Here is a 17,412-nt window from a genome sequence, read left to right on the forward strand (position 1 = left end):
GTACTCTCTGCAAAAATCGTCCGCGCTGGTTGAGGATATGCCACAAAAGTTAAGCAAGGAAAACAGGTCGTTGTCATTGACGGAACAGGCCGGTGAAGAGGCTCAGGCGCTGCTGCGCCAGCTGATGACGATCTACGATGTGAAAACGCTGGTCGCCGAACTGGTGAGCGTCGGGGAGCAGCACTGGAGCGCGGCGATCCTCAAGCGCGTGGCGGCCCTCAGCCGCGCGGCAGCGCGTTTGCGTCCGCAGGAGGTCGCTCATCTGGCGACGCTGCTGCCGTCGCCGCCGGCCCATCATCCGCACTATGGATTCCGCTTTGTCGATCTGTTTGCCGGTATTGGCGGGATCCGCAGCGGTTTTGAAGCTATCGGCGGGCAGTGCGTCTTTACCAGCGAGTGGAACAAGCATGCGGTGCGCACCTATAAGGCCAACTGGTATTGTGATCCGCAGCAACACCGTTTCAATGAAGATATTCGCGATATCACCCTCAGCCATCGCCCCGACGTTAGCGATGACGAGGCGGCGCAGCATATCCGCGAGACTATCCCGCAGCATGATGTGCTGCTGGCCGGCTTTCCCTGCCAGCCTTTCTCACTCGCCGGCGTGTCGAAAAAAAATGCCATGGGTCGCGCCCACGGCTTTGCCTGCGAAACCCAGGGGACGCTGTTTTTTGATGTGGTGAGAATTATCGCTGCCCGTCAGCCGGCGATCTTTGTGCTGGAGAATGTTAAAAATCTCAAAAGCCACGATCAGGGGCGGACCTTCCGCATCATCATGCAGACGCTGGATGAGCTGGGGTATGAGGTCGCTGACGCCGCGCATAGCGGGCCGGACGATCCGAAGGTGATCGACGGGCGCCATTTCTTACCGCAGCACCGGGAGCGCATCGTGCTGGTGGGCTTCCGTCGCGATCTGCAGCTGCACGAGGGGTTTACGCTGCGCGATATCGCGGCGCTATACCCGACGGTTCGGCCAACATTTGGCGAGCTGCTGGAGCCGACGGTGGATGCCAAATTTATCCTCACGCCGGTACTGTGGAAATATCTTTATCGATATGCCCGCAAGCATCAGGCGCGGGGCAATGGCTTTGGTTATGGCCTGGTGGACCCCGCCAATCCCCACAGCGTGGCCCGGACGCTCTCCGCCCGCTACTATAAAGATGGCGCCGAAATTCTCGTCGATCGCGGCTGGGACCAGCCGCTGGGCGAGACGCATTTTGACGATCCGCAGAATCAACAGCGGCGTCCTCGTCGGCTGACGCCGCGGGAGTGCGCCCGGTTGATGGGTTTCGAATCGCCTCAGGGGGCGCGTTTCCGCATCCCGGTGTCGGATACCCAGGCCTATCGTCAGTTCGGCAACTCGGTGGTGGTTCCGGTCTTCGCCGCGGTGGCGAAGCTCCTGGCCCCGCGCATCGCTCAGGCGGTGGCGCGTCGCGAAGCGGGTGATAACGATGGCGGATGTTCACGATAAAGCCACGCGCAGTAAAAATATGCGGGCTATCGCCACGCGCGATACGGCGATCGAGAAGCGGATAGCGACGCTGTTGACTCAGGCGGGATTCACCTTTGTTGCCCAAGATCGCGAGCTGCCGGGACGCCCTGATTTCGCTTTACCCGATTACCGTTGCGTCATCTTTACCCACGGCTGTTTCTGGCATCACCATGACTGTTACCTGTTTAAGGTGCCGGCCACCCGGACGGCGTTCTGGCTGGACAAGATCGCCGGCAACGTGGCGCGCGATGCCCGTGACCGGCGAAAGCTGGCCGAGCAGGGCTGGCGGGTGCTTATCGTCTGGGAATGCGCCCTGCGCGGTCGGCTGAAGCTGAATGACGAGGCGCTCACCGAGCGTCTGGAAGAGTGGATCTGCGGCGCCGGACACGATGCGCAGATCGACACCCAGGGTATCCGCGAACTGGCGCTTATTTCGACGCCTTACAAGGGGTAGCTTCGCTGCGAACCGGGAAAAGGTATTTCCCCAGCGTCACCAGCACGACGGCAAAAATAATCACCGCCAGCGCCAGCCACTCGATCAGGGACAGGCTTTCGCCACCGAATCCGGTACCAAGCAGAACTGCCACCACCGGGTTGACATAGGCGTAGCTGGTGGCCACCGCCGGGGTGACATTGCGGATCAAAAACATATAGGCGTTGATGGCAATCAGCGAGCCAAAGATAGCCAGGTAGGCCACAGCGGCGATCCCGGACCACGACGGAACACCGGTTAAGGTTTCGCCGCTTAGCCATGACGCGGCCAGCAGGACGATCCCGGCGGCGAGCATCTCGATTGCCCCCGCCATCATGCCGGTCGGCAGCTCAATCCGCGAGCCGTAAACCGAGCCGAAGGCCCAGCTCAGGGAGCCAATCAGGATCAGCAGCGCGCCCCAGGGGTTGCCGTTCAGGTTGCCTCCGCTGTTAAGCATCACAATACCCGCGAGGCCAATGGCAATCCCAGCCATTCCAGTTTACGAGTGGCGATGCCGAAAAAGCGGCTGAAGCACAGGGTGAACAGCGGAACGGTGGCGACCATGACCGCGGCGATCCCGGAGGGAACGTGCTGATGTTCGGCCAGGGTGACAAAGCCGTTGCCGACGGCCAGCAGCAAAACCCCGATCAGCGCGGCGTTAAGCAACGGTCCGCGGGCCGGCAGTTTATGGCCGGTGGCCAACAGCCATCCCAGCAGCAGCACGCCGGCAGAGAGAAAGCGAATTCCGGCCATCATCAGCGGCGGCCAGCTGGCGACGCCGACGGCGATGGCGAAATAGGTAGAGCCCCAAATGATATACAGCGCAAACAGCGCCCCGATAAGCGGTAACAGCTGACGGGTAGACATACTTCCTCACGACGGTGCAGAGATAGAAAGGGGACATATAGTAAACGTGAAAACTATCCTGCTGGCGAGCGCTTAATTTGCGTCAGGTTGTTAAATTTATATTGACTAATTGTACCTTGGGCAGCGGCCGTTTTTTAACGCATACTCGAGGGAGACATTGATGAAAAGAGAAGGAAAATCATTTTGGCAGGAAGTAGTCTTTTAACATTACTCGATGATATCGCCACGCTGCTGGACGATATTTCCATGATGGGCAAGCTGGCGGCGAAAAAAACGGCCGGGGTGCTGGGCGACGATCTCTCCCTCAACGCCCAACAGGTGACCGGCGTGCGGGCAAATCGTGAGCTGCCTGTGGTCTGGGGCGTGGCGAAAGGGTCGTTCGTCAATAAAATCATCCTCGTGCCGCTGGCCCTGCTAATCAGCGCCTTCATTCCCTGGGCGATTACGCCGCTGCTGATGTTGGGCGGCGCGTTTCTCTGTTTTGAAGGGGTGGAAAAGGTGCTCCACAGCCTGGAAGCGCGTAAGCACAAAGAGGACCCAGCGCAACGGCAGCAGCGTCTTCAGGCGCTGGCGGATCGTGATCCGCTGGCCTTTGAGCGTGACAAAGTCAAAGGGGCGATCCGCACCGACTTTATTTTGTCCGCGGAAATTGTCGCCATCACCCTCGGCATTGTCGCGGAAGCGCCGCTGCTGAATCAGATACTCATTCTGTCGGGGATCGCGATTCTGGTCACCGTCGGGGTCTATGGCCTGGTGGGGGTGATCGTCAAACTGGATGACATGGGCTACTGGCTGGCGGAGAAACGCAGTACCCTGGCGCAGTGGCTGGGCAAAGGGTTATTGACCGTGGCGCCCTGGCTGATGAAAGTGCTCTCTATCGTCGGAACGCTGGCCATGTTCCTCGTGGGCGGCGGGATTGTGGTTCACGGTATTGCGCCGCTACACCATGCCATTGAGCACTGGAGCGCGGGGCTGGGCGGCATGTTGGCCGCCTTGCTGCCGATGGTGGCTAATCTGGTGCTGGGTTTTATCATCGGCGCGGTGGTGCTGGCGGGCGTCAAGGCGGTCAGTCGCCTGCGTGGCGCGGTGAAGTAGTCAGGTGCGGCGCCGCATGACGGCGCCGCGTGGTCTACGCTAAAAGCGCCTCCGGTATCGACAGAGACCGGGCGTGCTGACGACGTCAGATTTGCGCAACGTACTGCGAGAGAAAGATGGAAAAGCCACTACGGTTGAAGTTGAAAAAACTCTACCACCTGACTCGCCCGGCGCATGTGGTTAACATTTGTTTTATCGTGGTGCTGTTTTTCTCCACGCTGCTGATCTGGCGCGAAATCAATGTCCTGGAAGAGGCCTACGTGGCGAACCAGCGCAATAATCTGGCTAACGTCGCGCATGAAATGGATGGCCTGCTGCAGTTCAACATCGACAGGATGATGTTTTTTCGCCACGGTATGCAGTCCGCGCTTGAACGCCCGCTCGACGTCGATGTGTTGCACGAAGCCAGCCAGCGCTATCTGAGCCAACGCCACCTGGAGACCTGGCGGGTGGCGCTCCCCAACCGCCGGACGCTGCCGGTGTTTGGCGTCTCGGAGGGCGTCGTCAGGGATCACCCGCTGCTCTTGCCGGACGATCCGCTGGTGGTCAATGAACTGATGGCGACGCTGGAGCTGGGTTATCTGTTAAACCTGACGCAGCATGACCGCGATTTTGCCGAGCGGATGCAATATATCTCCCGCAGCGGTTTTTTCACCTCGACCCTGCCGCTGCGCGATGAATCGCAGGTGAAGACCTACTATTCGCGCGCCATCAGCGCCCTGTGGTTTACCCGGCAGACCCAGCGGAACAATCCGCACCGCGGCGTTATCTGGCAAACCTTTCCTGACGATGACCCGCAGCTGGAAGAGCAGGTGGTCACCGCCTCGATACCGCTGGATTTTGCCGGTTACTGGCGCGGCGTGCTGGCGATGGATTTCTCAGTCAGCGAAATAAAAGCATTTTTAATCAGCGCGATGCAGGGCGGGCAGGAGGGGGAATACCAGCTTTACGACAGCCATCTTAGCCTGCTGGCCTCTTCTGCGCCGGGGAATGTCCTGACGCTGCTGTCGCCGCGCGAACAGGAACTGCTCAGCCGCGCGTTTGCCCATGATAATCAGGGCGGTCTGCGTCTGCTGACGCGCTATATCAGCTGGGCCAAACTGCGCAATTTTGATGGCGTGCTGCTGCGGATCCATACTCTGCGGGAAGGCGTACGCGGCAACTTTGGCACCATCACCATCGCCCTGACCCTGATGTGGATCCTCTTCACCTTAATGCTGCTGCTCTCCTGGCTGGTGATCCGCCGTATGGTCCGCAATATGAGCGTTCTCCAGACCTCCCTGGAGTGGCAGGCCTGGCACGATGCCTTAACCCGCCTGCTCAATCGCGGGGCGCTGTTTGAGAAGGCGATGGCGGTAGCCAGCGACTGCCAGCGCAGCGGACGACCGCTGGCGGTCATCCAGCTCGATTTGGATCACTTTAAGGGCATTAACGATCGCTATGGCCATCAGGCGGGTGACAGAGTGCTGTCGATGGTGGCCAGTACGCTTGCCGGCACCGTCCGGGACGGTGATTTGCTGTGCCGCGTGGGCGGAGAGGAGTTTTGTGTCGTGCTGCCGAATACCACGCTGCAGGAAGCGGCGGCGGTAGCGGAGCGGCTACGCCTGCGTATTCATGGCCGGGAGGTCTTTTTGCATAACAACGTGACGCTGCGGGTCAGCGCGTCGTTAGGGGTGAGCGGCAGCGAAGAGCGGGGGGAGTATCATTTTGAAGCCCTGCAGTCGGTCGCCGATGGTCGACTGTATCTGGCCAAGCAAAATGGCCGCAACCAGGTCTGGTATCGCAGCGAAGCGTGAGCAAAACGTTTCGCCCGAATCAGGCAAAATGAGATTTTTCTTAAAGTGTTCGACGGGGATCGCGCTATCGAATGAAATCGGTTTGCGGCTAAGCCTTATCGCATCAGCCCTGCAGCCCTTTCTGCTGCGAAGCGCCATCTTTCTCAATATTTTGCGCCATGAATATCGCTTGTCATGCAAAATAATTGAGGATAATGTTTCAACGCATCGGATTTCCCGGTGTAACGAATTTTCAAGTGCTTCTTGCATTAGCAAGTTTGATCCCGACTCCTGCGAGTCGGGATTTTTTTCGCCCATCGCTAGCGGTTGGCTTCACTGGCGCTGAAATCATGAATATCGAGTTCAAATGCCTCCGCCAGTTCACGCCAGGTATGCGCCCCGCGGCCATCGATACTGGCGCGCTGCGGGTCATCGAGGATGCGATGGACTTCGCTTTCGCTGATCTCATTAATCGCCGCCAGCAGAGCATCAACGTTGACATCAACGTCGTTCCCGGTCTGGTCTGTCAATCGGTTCTTCATCATTACCCCCCCTCGCTGAGCGTCGCTCAAGCCTCTTTAAGTATAGTCGGTCTAAAAAAACGCCAGTCACTGCCCGCGACGCTGCGAGCGGCGTGGTTTTGTTCTACACTGGCTGGAAATAGAGAGGAGATGGATTATGCAGGTGAACGATCGTGTCACGGTGAAGACCGACGGTGGCCCACGTCGATCGGGAGTAGTGCTGGCAATTGAGTCGTTTAGTGAAGGGACGATGTATCTGGTTTCGCTGGAAGACTATCCCCTGGGGATCTGGTTTTTCAATGAAATAGGGCACCCGGATGGGATCTTCGTGGAAAAAGAAATCTCGTAAAACCGAACTGGCGGGACCACCGCCAGTTTGTTTCAGCGTAGATTCACCTGAATACCGCTGGTAATGTTTTCGGTCAGCCGAACGATGTGGTAAATCACCTGCTTATTATGCGTCTGTATTTTCTTTTTAATATTGCCTTTATGCGATGATACCGTTTTCGCTTTGATGTTCATTTGCGTTGAAATTTGCGAAGTACCATGCCCGGCCATCCACATTTGCAGCATATTTGATTCTGTTTTGCTCAGCGACAACGTCGGTAAATTTAGCTGCCCCAGACTCGTGTTCTTGTATTTAAGATAATTAACCAGAATGACATCAAGGTCTTTTGGAGTGATCGATTTTGAGCTGATTAGCAGGTTCTTACGCACCCGTAGATAGCGGTCAAAATGGATGTTCGCCAGCGACATAAAAATCACAAACAACGTCGCCGGGTTTTGCGTGATGATCTGGCGAATAATGCCATTACTTTCATCATCATGCACAAAGCAATCTTCATTCAGAAACACCACCGCCGGGCAACATGACGCACAATGCCTGTGCAGATCCTCAGCGCAGTTGACCTCAACGATTTCCTGTTTTTTAATTCCCCGACTGGTCAGATATCCCGTTAGTCCCAACCGGGTATAACTGCACAAATCCATAATCATCGTTGACATGACCCATCCTCAATCAACACGTAACGATATACACTTCACACTGGCTGTGCGAAGCAGTCCTTGCGGGCGGTGATAATAGTAGGTTTAAGAAAGAACCCATTAGTTCCATTAAACTATTCCGCATCTCTGTATATAATTTGCCAGGAAAACTCTTAAAGTAAAGTCAAGAACCGGTAGTGTGAGCGAATTAAAAACAAAAAGTGCCCACGGATGCTATGGTTAGGCCCCAAACATTCTTTTACTTTCAGAATTTCCTTATTTCAAATGAAGGCTGCGATGCCTGGCCGTGTTTTGCCCGGCTTCTCCGCCTGCGGCGGGGGTGGAAGGCTTAACGCTTTAATGCCACAATACTTTTTTATCAGCTTGTGGGATGAATGATGAAACAGTTAGTTTTTGCTGGCATGGTGCTGGCGCTGGCCGGATGCGTGCAGGTTGATCGTTACGAAGAGGTTGTTAAAGCGCCAGCGCCGGCAGGCCTGGACGGCTACTGGCAGACGAAAGGGCCGCAGAGTGAGATGATGAGTCCGGACGCCATCGCCAGCCTGATCGTCACCAAAGAAGGGGACACCTTCGACTGCCGCCAGTGGCAGCGTGTGATCGCCCAGCCGGGGAAACTGATGAACCGCGATAGCGATATCTACAACGTGACCGCTTCCCTGGATATCTACCCGATCGAGCGCGAGGGCAACACCCTTTCCTACGATCGTATGACGTTGACCCGCGTTGAACGTCTCACCCCGGAGTGCGAGAAGGCGTGGGCTAAAGCGCGTGCCGCCGCTCCAGTCAGCGCGCCGACCACCGCGCGCTAAGGTTCCGGCGGGCCACTGCTGGCCCGTCCGGCGTCAGATGACTACAGCACCGCCTCCAGCACCCACACGCTGACGCTTCCCCCGTTACAGGTAAAGGTTGCGCAGCCTTCGTCGTCGGTTTCGACAATCTCTTCCCGGTTGCCCAGGAAATCCCGCCAGCGTTTGTTGCCATAGTTCTCGCCCAGCGTCAGGGTCTTTTCTCCCTCATCACCATTGGACATCACCACCACGCAGCCGGGATCCTCGTCGGTGCCGCTGCGGCTGAAGGCAATGCAGTTGGGGTGATCGAACCAGAGAGTCTGCACGCCGTGGGCAAAGCGCTGACGGGCGTCGATCAGTTCGTGTAGCTGCTCGATGACGGGCATTTCTATGGCGTAGGTTTGTCCGTCGCCGCCGGTATCTTCATAGGAAGCGCCGAAGAGATCGGCATAGAAGACCGAGGGCACGCCATTTTCACGCAACAGGATCAGCGCATAGGCCAGCGGTTTAAACCATGGCTCAACCGGCGCCTCGAGCGCCTGCAGCGGCTGGGTATCATGGTTGGTGACCAGGGTGACGGCATGGAAGGGGTCGGCTTCCACCAGCGTCCCGCTGAAAATCTGGCTCATGTCGTAATCGCGCCCCTGACGGGACGCTTCATGAAATTTCATCTGCAGCGGGGCATCGAACAGCATCGTCTTGCCCTCGACGAGGTCGATATACTGCTGGAGCTTTTCCACTTCATGGGACCAGTATTCCGCGACAATAAACAGCGGCTGCGGGGCCACCTCCTGAACATGTTCGATCCATGCTTTGTAAAACCAGGCGGGGATATGCTTCACGGCGTCAAGGCGAAAACCGTCGCAGCCGGTCTGCTCCATCACCCAGCGCGCCCAGTATTTGATCTCTTCGGTGACGGCGTGATTACGAAAATCGATATTGGCGCCCATCAGGTAGTCGAAGTTGCCAAGCTCATCATCGACCTGCTCATTCCAGCCTTCGCCGGTGTAGTCGTTGACGATTTTAAATACACCGTCTTCCGTCGGATTCTCGATGTGGTCAATGCCGCTAAAACACTTGTAGTCCCAGACAAACTGCGAATACTGCCCGGCGCGCACCGGGAAGGTATAGCGAGTCCATGCCTCGCACTCTATGATCGTCTCGTCAATTTGCGTGCGATCCTGCTCATCGACGCGCTGCACGCGCAAGGCCTCTTTTTCATCGGCGCCCATTTTATGGTTCACCACCACGTCCAGCAGCACGGCGATGTCGTGCTCCTTCAGGGCGTTGACCGCCGCCAGCAGTTGGGTTTTATCGCCATATTTGGTGGCGACAGAGCCCTTTTGATCGAACTCGCCGAGGTCGAAGAGATCGTAGGTGTCATAGCCGACGGAATAACCGCCCGAGGCGCCTTTGTAGGCGGGTGGCAACCAGACCATATTGATGCCGATTTCGTTAAGACTGGGGGCCAGCGCTTCGACTTCACGCCAGAGTTCGCCGCCGGTGGGGTAGTACCAGTGAAAACATTGCAACAAGGTGGGGTTTTTCATCTTCCATGCTCCAGACGTCAACAGGCTGACCTTTGCAGTATGGGAGATATCCCGCAAAACGGGTGAGGAAAGCCCTGAATTTCGCTATACCCTAAAGCGGATCATATATAATAAATTTGCATAAGATGTAGCGTAACGATGTTGGTGTCGGGCTGTTAAGCGCCTTACACTACAGGAAAATCCTAATCTTCGGGGTATCTATGAAATTAGCACTTCTGGGTCGTCAGGCGCTGATGGGCGCAATGGCCGTTGTTTTGATGGCTGGCGTTAGCGTGAAAACTTTTGCGGCGGAAAACCTGCTCAATCAGATTAAAGAGCGCGGCACGCTGCGCGTGGGCCTCGAAGGCACCTATCCTCCCTTTAGCTTCCAGGGCGATGACGGCAAGCTGACCGGCTTTGAAGTGGAGTTCGCCAACGAGCTGGCGAAACATCTGGGCGTGAAGGCCGACCTCAAACCGACCAAGTGGGACGGTATGCTGGCCTCGCTGGACTCCAAACGCATTGACGTGGTGATTAATCAGGTCACTATCTCCGATGAGCGTAAGAAAAAATACGATTTCTCTACCCCGTACACGATCTCCGGTGTGCAGGCGCTGGTGAAGAAAGGCAACGAAGGCGCGATTAAAACCGCGGCGGATCTGAAAGGCAAGAAAGTGGGCGTCGGGCTGGGCACTAACTATGAAGAGTGGCTGCGTCAGAACGTCCAGGGCGTGGATGTCCGCACCTATGACGACGACCCGACCAAATACCAGGATCTGCGCGTAGGCCGTATTGACGCCATTCTGGTTGACCGTCTGGCGGCGCTGGATCTGGTGAAGAAAACCAACAATACGCTGGCGGTCACCGGCGAAGCGTTCTCCCGTCAGGAAGCTGGCGTTGCGCTGCGTAAAGGCAACGATGACCTGCTGAAAGCGGTAGATGGCGCGATTGCGGATATGCAGAAAGATGGCAGCCTGAAGGCGCTGTCCGAGAAATGGTTTGGCGCTGACGTGACAAAATAACGGCCAGCGGTGAAAAAAGGCGCTCCTGGAAGCGCCTTTTTTTATTTAGCGCGTAACTGTGTGCATAATGAAGCATAACTGAGTCAGGAGGGGCCATGTCACTGCAAAATTTAACCCGCTTTCCGCGTCTGGAACTGATCGGCGCGCCGACGCCGCTGGAGTATCTTCCGCGTCTGTCCGATCATCTCGGGCGCGAAATTTTTATCAAACGTGATGATACGACGCCGCTGGCGATGGGGGGCAACAAACTGCGTAAGCTGGAGTTTCTCGCCGCCGATGCGCTGCGCGAAGGGGCGGATACGTTAATCACCGCCGGCGCGATCCAGTCTAACCATGTGCGCCAGACGGCGGCGGTCGCCGCCAAACTGGGCCTGCACTGCGTAGCGCTGCTGGAAAATCCCATCGGCACCCGGGCGGAGAACTATCTGAGCAATGGCAACCGCCTGCTGCTGGATCTGTTTAATACCCAGATTGAGATGTGCGATGCCCTGACCGATCCCGCGGCCCAGCTCGACGAGCTGGCGACCCGTATCGAAGCGCAGGGGTACCGCCCGTATGTCATTCCGGTCGGCGGCTCTAACGCCCTTGGGGCGCTAGGCTATGTGGAAAGCGCGCTGGAAATCGCCCAGCAGTGCGAAGACGCAGTGGAGATTTCGTCGGTGGTGGTCGCCTCCGGGAGCGCCGGCACCCATGCCGGACTGGCGGTCGGCCTTGAACAGCTGATGCCGCAGGCGGAACTGATCGGGGTGACGGTGTCGCGCGCTGTTGCCGACCAGCTGCCGAAAGTGGTGGCGCTGCAGCAGGCCGTGGCCAACAGCCTTGAGCTGCAGGCGAAAGCCGACATCATCCTGTGGGATGATTACTTTGCACCCGGCTACGGGACGCCAAACGAGGAAGGGATGGCCGCCGTGAAGCTGCTGGCGCAACTGGAAGGTATTTTGCTTGACCCGGTCTATACCGGCAAAGCGATGGCCGGACTTATCGATGGCATTACGCAGAAGCGCTTTAAGGATGAAGGGCCGATTTTGTTCGTCCACACCGGCGGAGCGCCGGCGCTGTTTGCCTATCATCCTCACGTCTAATATAGAAACCACAGCATGCAAGAAAGTATCCAACTGGTCATCGATTCCGCGCCTTTTCTACTGAAAGGCGCCGTCTTTACGCTGCAGCTGAGCATTGGCGGGATGTTTTTCGGCCTGGTGCTGGGCTTTATCCTGGCGCTGATGCGCATGTCGCCCCTCTGGCCGGTAAAATGGCTGGCGCGCATGTATATCTCCATTTTTCGCGGGACACCGCTTATCGCCCAGCTGTTTATGATCTACTACGGTTTGCCGCAGTTTGGCATTGAACTTGACCCGATCCCGGCGGCGATGATCGGCCTGTCGCTGAACACGGCGGCCTACGCGGCGGAAACCCTGCGCGCGGCCATCGCCTCGATTGACAAAGGGCAATGGGAAGCGGCGGCCAGTATCGGTATGACCCCGTGGCAGACAATGCGTCGGGCTATTTTACCCCAGGCGGCGCGGGTCGCTTTGCCGCCGCTCTCTAACAGTTTTATCAGCCTGGTAAAAGATACCTCGCTGGCGGCGACGATCCAGGTGCCGGAGCTGTTCCGTCAGGCGCAGCTTATCACCTCGCGTACGCTGGAGGTCTTCACCATGTATCTGGCAGCCTCACTGATCTACTGGGTGATGGCGACGGTACTCTCCTCGCTGCAGAACTATTTTGAAAACCAGCTGAACCGCCAGGAGCGTGATCCGAAATGAGTGCGATTGAAGTAAAAAGCCTGGTGAAAAAATTCCATGGCCAGACGGTGCTCCACGGTATCGACCTGGAGGTGCAGGAAGGCGAAGTGGTGGCGATCATCGGTCCCAGCGGCTCGGGGAAGACTACCCTGCTGCGCAGCATTAATCTGCTGGAGCAACCGGAGAGCGGCACTATCCGCGTCGGCGATGTGACGATCGACGCCGGTCGCAGCCTCGGGCCGCAAAAAGGGCTTATTCGGCGGCTGCGCCAGCACGTGGGTTTTGTCTTCCAGAACTTTAATCTGTTTCCCCACCGGACGGTGCTGGAGAACATTATTGAAGGGCCGGTCATCGTAAAAGGCGAAGACAAGCAGGAGTCGATGGCGCGGGCGCGCGATCTTCTGGCGAAGGTAGGCCTCAGCGGCAAAGAGAACAGCTATCCGCGCCGCCTCTCCGGCGGTCAGCAGCAGCGGGTCGCCATTGCTCGCGCGCTGGCCATGCGTCCGGACGTGATCCTGTTTGATGAACCGACCTCGGCCCTTGATCCTGAGCTGGTAGGGGAGGTGCTCAATACCATCCGCCAGCTGGCGCAGGAGAAACGCACCATGGTTATCGTGACCCATGAAATGAGCTTCGCTCGCGACGTTGCCGATCGGGCGATTTTTATGGATCAGGGACGCATCGTTGAACAAGGCGAGGCCAAAGCGCTGTTCGCCTCGCCTCAGCAGCCGCGTACCTGCCAGTTCCTCGAAAAATTCCTGATGCAGTAGAGCAGGCGCTGTCGCGGCGGCGCTCCATCGCGAGGGCCGCCGCGTTCAGCCCGCTTCCACGCCGGGGGAACGCCCCATCATCACATTTTCGTGCTATTGACTCCCCTGGCCGTATACACCGCTTCCCATCCCCCCGTGTAGGGTGTAGAAAATGAAAGGAGGGCCTTAGTTTCAGCGCAGCGAGCGGAAAAAAGGCAAGCCTTCAGGCTAATAAATGCGACAGCTACGATATTTTATACATATAAATAAGATTTATGTGTTAGTTTTCTGTATTTATAATAATGATTATCAATCAGGAGTTATTTGCACAGCTATGAGGGACAATGATTTTTTCAGCTGGCGGCGGGATATGCTGCATCAATTTCAGTCCATGGCCGCCGGTGAGGAGGTTTATAACCTCCTGCAACGAGAAACAGAAACGCTGGAATATGATTACTACACGCTTTGTGTGCGTCACCCGGTGCCTTTCACTCGCCCCCGCGTCACGTTTCAGTCGACCTATCCCCGCGCATGGATGTCTCATTACCAGGCAGAGAATTATTTCACGATAGATCCCGTGTTACGCCCGGAGAATTTTATGCGTGGCCATCTGCCATGGGAAGATGGGCTGTTTCGCGATGCGCAGGCATTATGGGACGGGGCGCGCGACCATGGTTTGCAAAAAGGGGTGACACAGTGTCTGACGTTGCCGAATCATGCTCAGGGTTTTCTCTCCGTCTCCGCGAACAACCGTTTGCCGAACGCTTATCCTGATGATGAACTGGAGCTGCGCCTGCGAACGCTGACGGAGTTGAGCCTGTTGACGCTCTTGCGTCTGGAAGATGAGATGGTGATGCCGCCGGAGATGAAGTTCAGCCGGCGCGAACTGGAGATCCTCAAATGGACCGCGGAAGGAAAGACCTCGGCGGAGGTGGCGATGATTCTCTCGATTTCGGAAAATACGGTTAATTTCCATCAGAAGAATATGCAACGGAAATTTAACGCGCCGAATAAAACGCAAATTGCCTGTTACGCCGTGGCGACAGGGCTAATCTGAATGCGCCTGCCGTTCTGCGTGCCAGACGTGATACCGGCTGTCAGTCATACTTTCAGCCGGTACAAGATTACTGCCGGTATGCTTGTTTAATTTGCTTAACGGTGCTGGAGAATACGGCGGCCTGAGCCTCATCTTCCATCTGCGCGATCTGCTTTTCCATTTTAATAATCACGCGACCCGCGTCTGCCTGACCCATCGCCTGCAGCATTAGCGTCATCAGCGCTTTCAGGCAGGAGACTTCCTGCGCCAGTTCTTGATTATTTTCTGCAGTGGAAAAATCTGGTGTGCTCATCGATATCCTCGTTTGCTCGCTGCGCTATTGCGCCTGTCTGAATGTGAAGGCCGCGCAGTATACCACAAGCGACAGAAAAAAAAGGAGTGCTTAATTTCTGTTCTCTCATCTGAGTTGTGAATGATTTTATGCATCAGATAAGACGTAATAGCTGTCAGCAGCGCAATAATTTCCCCCAATTATTTAGCACGTTAATAATTGTTACATATTTTGCCTCGTATTTATGCGCTACGTAATCTGTTGTGTTTTTTGTGCCTTCTGTATGAGGATTGTTAAAAAATAAGCCTCGGGCAACTGATTGTTCGCAATGACTTTCCACTCAGTGTGCACAGACATTGCCATAAATGAGAGCCAAATCGAGGAGACGGCATTTTTTTGCCTTTTAAATTAGCAATAAAACCCGGTAATATGTGGGAGATAAAGTATCAGTAGCGTTATCCCTCATTCTGGAGATTATTCCTTTGATCAACGTTCTTCTTGTTGATGACCACGAACTGGTGCGCGCAGGGATACGACGCATTCTGGAAGATATAAAAGGGATTAAAGTCGCTGGCGAAGCCTGCTGCGGCGAAGACGCCGTCAAGTGGTGCCGGGCTAATTCCGCTGATGTCGTCCTGATGGACATGAACATGCCCGGGATCGGTGGTCTGGAAGCGACGCGCAAAATCGCGCGCTCGGTAGCGGGCACGAAAGTGATCATGTTGACCGTGCATACCGAGAATCCTTTACCTGCCAAGGTCATGCAGGCAGGGGCGGCAGGGTATCTCAGTAAGGGCGCTGCGCCACAGGAAGTGGTGAATGCGATTCGTTGCGTCGCGTCCGGGCAACGTTACATTGCCTCCGATATTGCTCAGCAAATGGCGTTAAGTCAGATTGAACCGGAAAAAACAGAATCGCCGTTTGCCAGTTTGTCTGAACGCGAATTGCAGATTATGCTGATGATCACTAAAGGTCAGAAGGTGAATGAGATCTCAGAGCAGCTGAATCTGAGTCCTAAAACGGTTAACAGCTATCGCTATCGGATGTTCAGCAAATTGAACATTCATGGCGATGTCGAGCTGACCCACCTGGCAATTCGCCATGGCCTGTGTAATGCGGAGTCGTTAGCAAGCCAGTGAGTGATGTTTTTGACGCAAAAGCTTTCCTGAAAACGGTAACCAGCCAGCCCGGTGTATATCGGATGTATGATGCTGGCGGAACCGTCATCTATGTTGGCAAAGCCAAAGATTTGAAAAAGCGGCTCAGCAGCTACTTCCGCAGCAACCTCGCGTCGCGTAAAACGGAAGCGCTGGTGGCGCTGATCGCGCAAATCGACGTGACCGTCACCCATACTGAGACGGAAGCGCTGCTGCTTGAACACAACTATATCAAGCTGTACCAGCCGCGGTACAACGTGCTGTTGCGCGACGATAAGTCGTATCCTTTTATCTTCCTCAGCGGCGATACCCATCCGCGTCTGGCGATGCATCGTGGCGCCAAACATGCGAAGGGCGAGTATTTTGGTCCTTTTCCCAACGGCTATGCCGTGCGCGAGACCCTGGCGCTGCTGCAGAAAATCTTTCCCATCCGTCAGTGTGAAAACAGCGTCTACCGCAATCGCTCCCGTCCCTGTCTACAGTATCAGATTGGCCGCTGCCTGGGGCCGTGCGTGGCGGGGCTGGTCAGTGAAGACGAGTATGCTCAGCAGGTGGAGTATGTGCGGCTGTTTCTCGCCGGCAAAGATGATCAGGTGCTGACTCAGCTCATCGCGAGGATGGAGAAGGCGAGTCAGAACCTCGAGTTTGAAGAGGCGGCGCGCATTCGCGACCAGATTCAGGCCGTCCGCCGCGTGACGGAGAAACAGTTTGTCTCTAACACCGGCGACGATCTTGACGTGATCGGGGTTGCCTTCGATGCCGGAATGGCCTGCGTCCATGTGCTGTTTATCCGCCAGGGAAAAGTGCTGGGCAGCCGCAGCTACTTCCCGAAAGTGCCGGGCGGCACCGAGCTGGGCGAGGTCGTGGAGACCTTTGTCGGCCAGTTCTACCTGCAGGGCAGCCAGATGCGCACGCTGCCGGGAGAGATTTTGCTCGACTTCAACCTCGGGGATAAGACGCTGCTGGCCGAGTCGTTGTCGGAGCTGGCGGGGCGCCGAATTCATGTGCAGACTAAACCGCGCGGCGACCGGGCGCGTTACCTTAAGCTGGCGCGCACCAATGCCGCCACGGCGTTAACCACGAAATTGTCTCAGCAATCGACCATTCATCAGCGTCTGCAGGCGCTGGCCACCGTGCTGGAGCTGCCGGCCGTGAAGCGGATGGAGTGCTTTGATATCAGCCACACCATGGGCGAACAGACCGTCGCCTCCTGCGTGGTATTTGACAGTAATGGCCCCCTGCGCGCGGAGTACCGGCGCTACAATATCGCCGGCATCACCCCGGGCGATGACTATGCGGCGATGAATCAGGTCCTGCGCCGTCGCTATGGTAAAGCGATTGATGACAACAAGATTCCGGATGTGATCCTGATAGACGGCGGCAAGGGGCAGCTGGCGCAGGCGAAAGCGGTGTTTGCCGAGCTGGACGTCCCCTGGGATAAACATCATCCGCTGCTGCTGGGCGTGGCGAAAGGTAGCGATCGTAAAGCTGGCCTGGAAACGTTATTCTTTGAACCAGAGGGCGAGGGGTTTAGCCTGCCGCCGGATTCGCCGGCCCTGCACGTGATCCAGCATATCCGCGATGAATCGCACGATCATGCAATCTCCGGACATCGCAAAAAACGGGCGAAAGTGAAGAGCACCAGCTCGCTTGAGACTATCCAGGGGGTGGGGCCGAAGCGTCGCCAGATGCTGCTGAAGTACATGGGGGGGCTGCAGGGGCTGCAGCAGGCCAGCGTCGAAGAAATTGCCAAAGTACCGGGCATCTCTCACGCTCTGGCAGAAAAGATCTTCTACTCGTTGAAACATTAGGGGCTCTGTAGCAACATAGGGCTAATTTTTACTTACAACAGATAGTTACCCGTCAC

Annotated in this window: 17 protein-coding genes and 1 pseudogene; 13 read left to right on the top strand and 5 right to left on the bottom strand. The window is 56.3% G+C overall.

All coding sequences use genetic code 11. From position 1 onward, the window contains the following. The first annotated feature begins 70 nt into the window (after nucleotides 1–70). Both L2I46_RS21510 and L2I46_RS21515 read left to right on the top strand, forming a co-directional pair. Entirely contained in the window at nucleotides 71–1,471 is a 1,401-nt protein-coding gene (locus L2I46_RS21510; RefSeq protein WP_236948218.1) for a DNA cytosine methyltransferase, read from the top strand. Then, nucleotides 1,452–1,946 (top strand): very short patch repair endonuclease, encoded by a 495-nt coding sequence (locus tag L2I46_RS21515; protein ID WP_236948219.1) that lies wholly within the window; start codon nucleotides 1,452–1,454, stop codon nucleotides 1,944–1,946. Before L2I46_RS21510 ends, L2I46_RS21515 begins: the two co-directional genes overlap by 20 nt. On the opposite strand, the pseudogene yedA reads toward L2I46_RS21515, so the two are convergent. Next, nucleotides 1,921–2,831, bottom strand: a pseudogene (gene yedA, locus L2I46_RS21520) (drug/metabolite exporter YedA). The gene L2I46_RS21515 and the pseudogene yedA overlap by 26 nt on opposite strands. Nucleotides 2,832–3,014: 183 nt before the next feature. Between yedA and L2I46_RS21525 the strand changes: the two are divergent. Both L2I46_RS21525 and dgcQ read left to right on the top strand, forming a co-directional pair. After that, a complete protein-coding gene (locus L2I46_RS21525) occupies nucleotides 3,015–3,926 on the top strand; it encodes a DUF808 domain-containing protein (RefSeq protein WP_044524012.1) in 912 nt (303 codons plus the stop codon). A gap of 116 nt (nucleotides 3,927–4,042) precedes the next feature. Beyond that, nucleotides 4,043–5,722, top strand: a complete 1,680-nt coding sequence (gene dgcQ / locus L2I46_RS21530) for a cellulose biosynthesis regulator diguanylate cyclase DgcQ (RefSeq protein WP_236948220.1) — start codon at nucleotides 4,043–4,045, stop codon at nucleotides 5,720–5,722. 299 nt (nucleotides 5,723–6,021) lie between these two features. Here the strand turns inward: dgcQ and yodD are convergent, their stop codons facing one another. Then, a complete protein-coding gene (gene yodD / locus L2I46_RS21535; protein WP_004203478.1) occupies nucleotides 6,022–6,243 on the bottom strand; it encodes a YodD family peroxide/acid resistance protein in 222 nt (73 codons plus the stop codon). A 136-nt stretch (nucleotides 6,244–6,379) separates the two neighbouring features. On the opposite strand from yodD, the gene dsrB reads away from it, so the two are divergent. Then, on the top strand, nucleotides 6,380–6,571 hold the full coding sequence (gene dsrB / locus L2I46_RS21540; protein ID WP_004203477.1) for a protein DsrB: 192 nt from the start codon (nucleotides 6,380–6,382) through the stop codon (nucleotides 6,569–6,571). Nucleotides 6,572–6,603: 32 nt separating this feature from the next. On the opposite strand, the gene rcsA is transcribed toward dsrB, so the two are convergent. After that, a complete protein-coding gene (gene rcsA / locus L2I46_RS21545) occupies nucleotides 6,604–7,227 on the bottom strand; it encodes a transcriptional regulator RcsA (protein ID WP_023290286.1) in 624 nt (207 codons plus the stop codon). 374 nt (nucleotides 7,228–7,601) lie between these two features. Between rcsA and yedD the strand changes: the two genes are divergently transcribed. After that, complete coding sequence (gene yedD / locus L2I46_RS21550; protein ID WP_074186081.1) at nucleotides 7,602–8,036, top strand: lipoprotein YedD; 435 nt, start codon at nucleotides 7,602–7,604, stop codon at nucleotides 8,034–8,036. A 41-nt stretch (nucleotides 8,037–8,077) separates the two neighbouring features. Here the strand turns inward: yedD and amyA are convergent, their stop codons facing one another. Further along, entirely contained in the window at nucleotides 8,078–9,565 is a 1,488-nt protein-coding gene (gene amyA, locus L2I46_RS21555; RefSeq protein ID WP_236948221.1) for an alpha-amylase, read from the bottom strand. A 200-nt stretch (nucleotides 9,566–9,765) separates the two neighbouring features. On the opposite strand from amyA, the gene tcyJ reads away from it, so the two are divergent. The 5 genes from tcyJ to sdiA all read left to right on the top strand — a co-directional run bounded on the left by tcyJ (nucleotide 9,766) and on the right by sdiA (nucleotide 14,117). Next, on the top strand, nucleotides 9,766–10,566 hold the full coding sequence (gene tcyJ / locus L2I46_RS21560; RefSeq protein WP_004203468.1) for a cystine ABC transporter substrate-binding protein: 801 nt from the start codon (nucleotides 9,766–9,768) through the stop codon (nucleotides 10,564–10,566). Between the two features lie 95 nt (nucleotides 10,567–10,661). Beyond that, a complete protein-coding gene (gene dcyD, locus L2I46_RS21565) occupies nucleotides 10,662–11,648 on the top strand; it encodes a D-cysteine desulfhydrase (protein ID WP_044524005.1) in 987 nt (328 codons plus the stop codon). 15 nt (nucleotides 11,649–11,663) lie between these two features. Next, nucleotides 11,664–12,332 (top strand): cystine ABC transporter permease, encoded by a 669-nt coding sequence (gene tcyL / locus L2I46_RS21570; RefSeq protein ID WP_008804215.1) that lies wholly within the window; start codon nucleotides 11,664–11,666, stop codon nucleotides 12,330–12,332. After that, nucleotides 12,329–13,081: an L-cystine ABC transporter ATP-binding protein TcyN gene (tcyN, locus tag L2I46_RS21575; protein ID WP_236948222.1), complete on the top strand. Its 753-nt coding sequence runs from the start codon at nucleotides 12,329–12,331 to the stop codon at nucleotides 13,079–13,081. The genes tcyL and tcyN overlap by 4 nt, the downstream gene beginning before the upstream one ends. 313 nt (nucleotides 13,082–13,394) lie before the next feature. Beyond that, nucleotides 13,395–14,117 (top strand): transcriptional regulator SdiA, encoded by a 723-nt coding sequence (sdiA, locus tag L2I46_RS21580; RefSeq protein ID WP_044524003.1) that lies wholly within the window; start codon nucleotides 13,395–13,397, stop codon nucleotides 14,115–14,117. A gap of 67 nt (nucleotides 14,118–14,184) precedes the next feature. On the opposite strand, the gene L2I46_RS21585 is transcribed toward sdiA, so the two are convergent. After that, complete coding sequence (locus L2I46_RS21585; protein WP_023290279.1) at nucleotides 14,185–14,409, bottom strand: DUF2594 family protein; 225 nt, start codon at nucleotides 14,407–14,409, stop codon at nucleotides 14,185–14,187. A 461-nt stretch (nucleotides 14,410–14,870) separates the two neighbouring features. Here L2I46_RS21585 and uvrY point away from each other — a divergent pair, with 461 nt between their 5' ends. Continuing rightward, complete coding sequence (gene uvrY, locus L2I46_RS21590) at nucleotides 14,871–15,527, top strand: UvrY/SirA/GacA family response regulator transcription factor (protein WP_002911539.1); 657 nt, start codon at nucleotides 14,871–14,873, stop codon at nucleotides 15,525–15,527. Then, nucleotides 15,524–17,356, top strand: a complete 1,833-nt coding sequence (gene uvrC / locus L2I46_RS21595) for an excinuclease ABC subunit UvrC (protein ID WP_236948223.1) — start codon at nucleotides 15,524–15,526, stop codon at nucleotides 17,354–17,356. Before uvrY ends, uvrC begins: the two co-directional genes overlap by 4 nt. The last annotated feature ends 56 nt before the right edge of the window (nucleotides 17,357–17,412 follow it).

This window comes from Klebsiella sp. 2019SCSN059 (genome assembly GCF_021739525.1).
Lineage (GTDB): Bacteria > Pseudomonadota > Gammaproteobacteria > Enterobacterales > Enterobacteriaceae > Klebsiella > Klebsiella quasipneumoniae.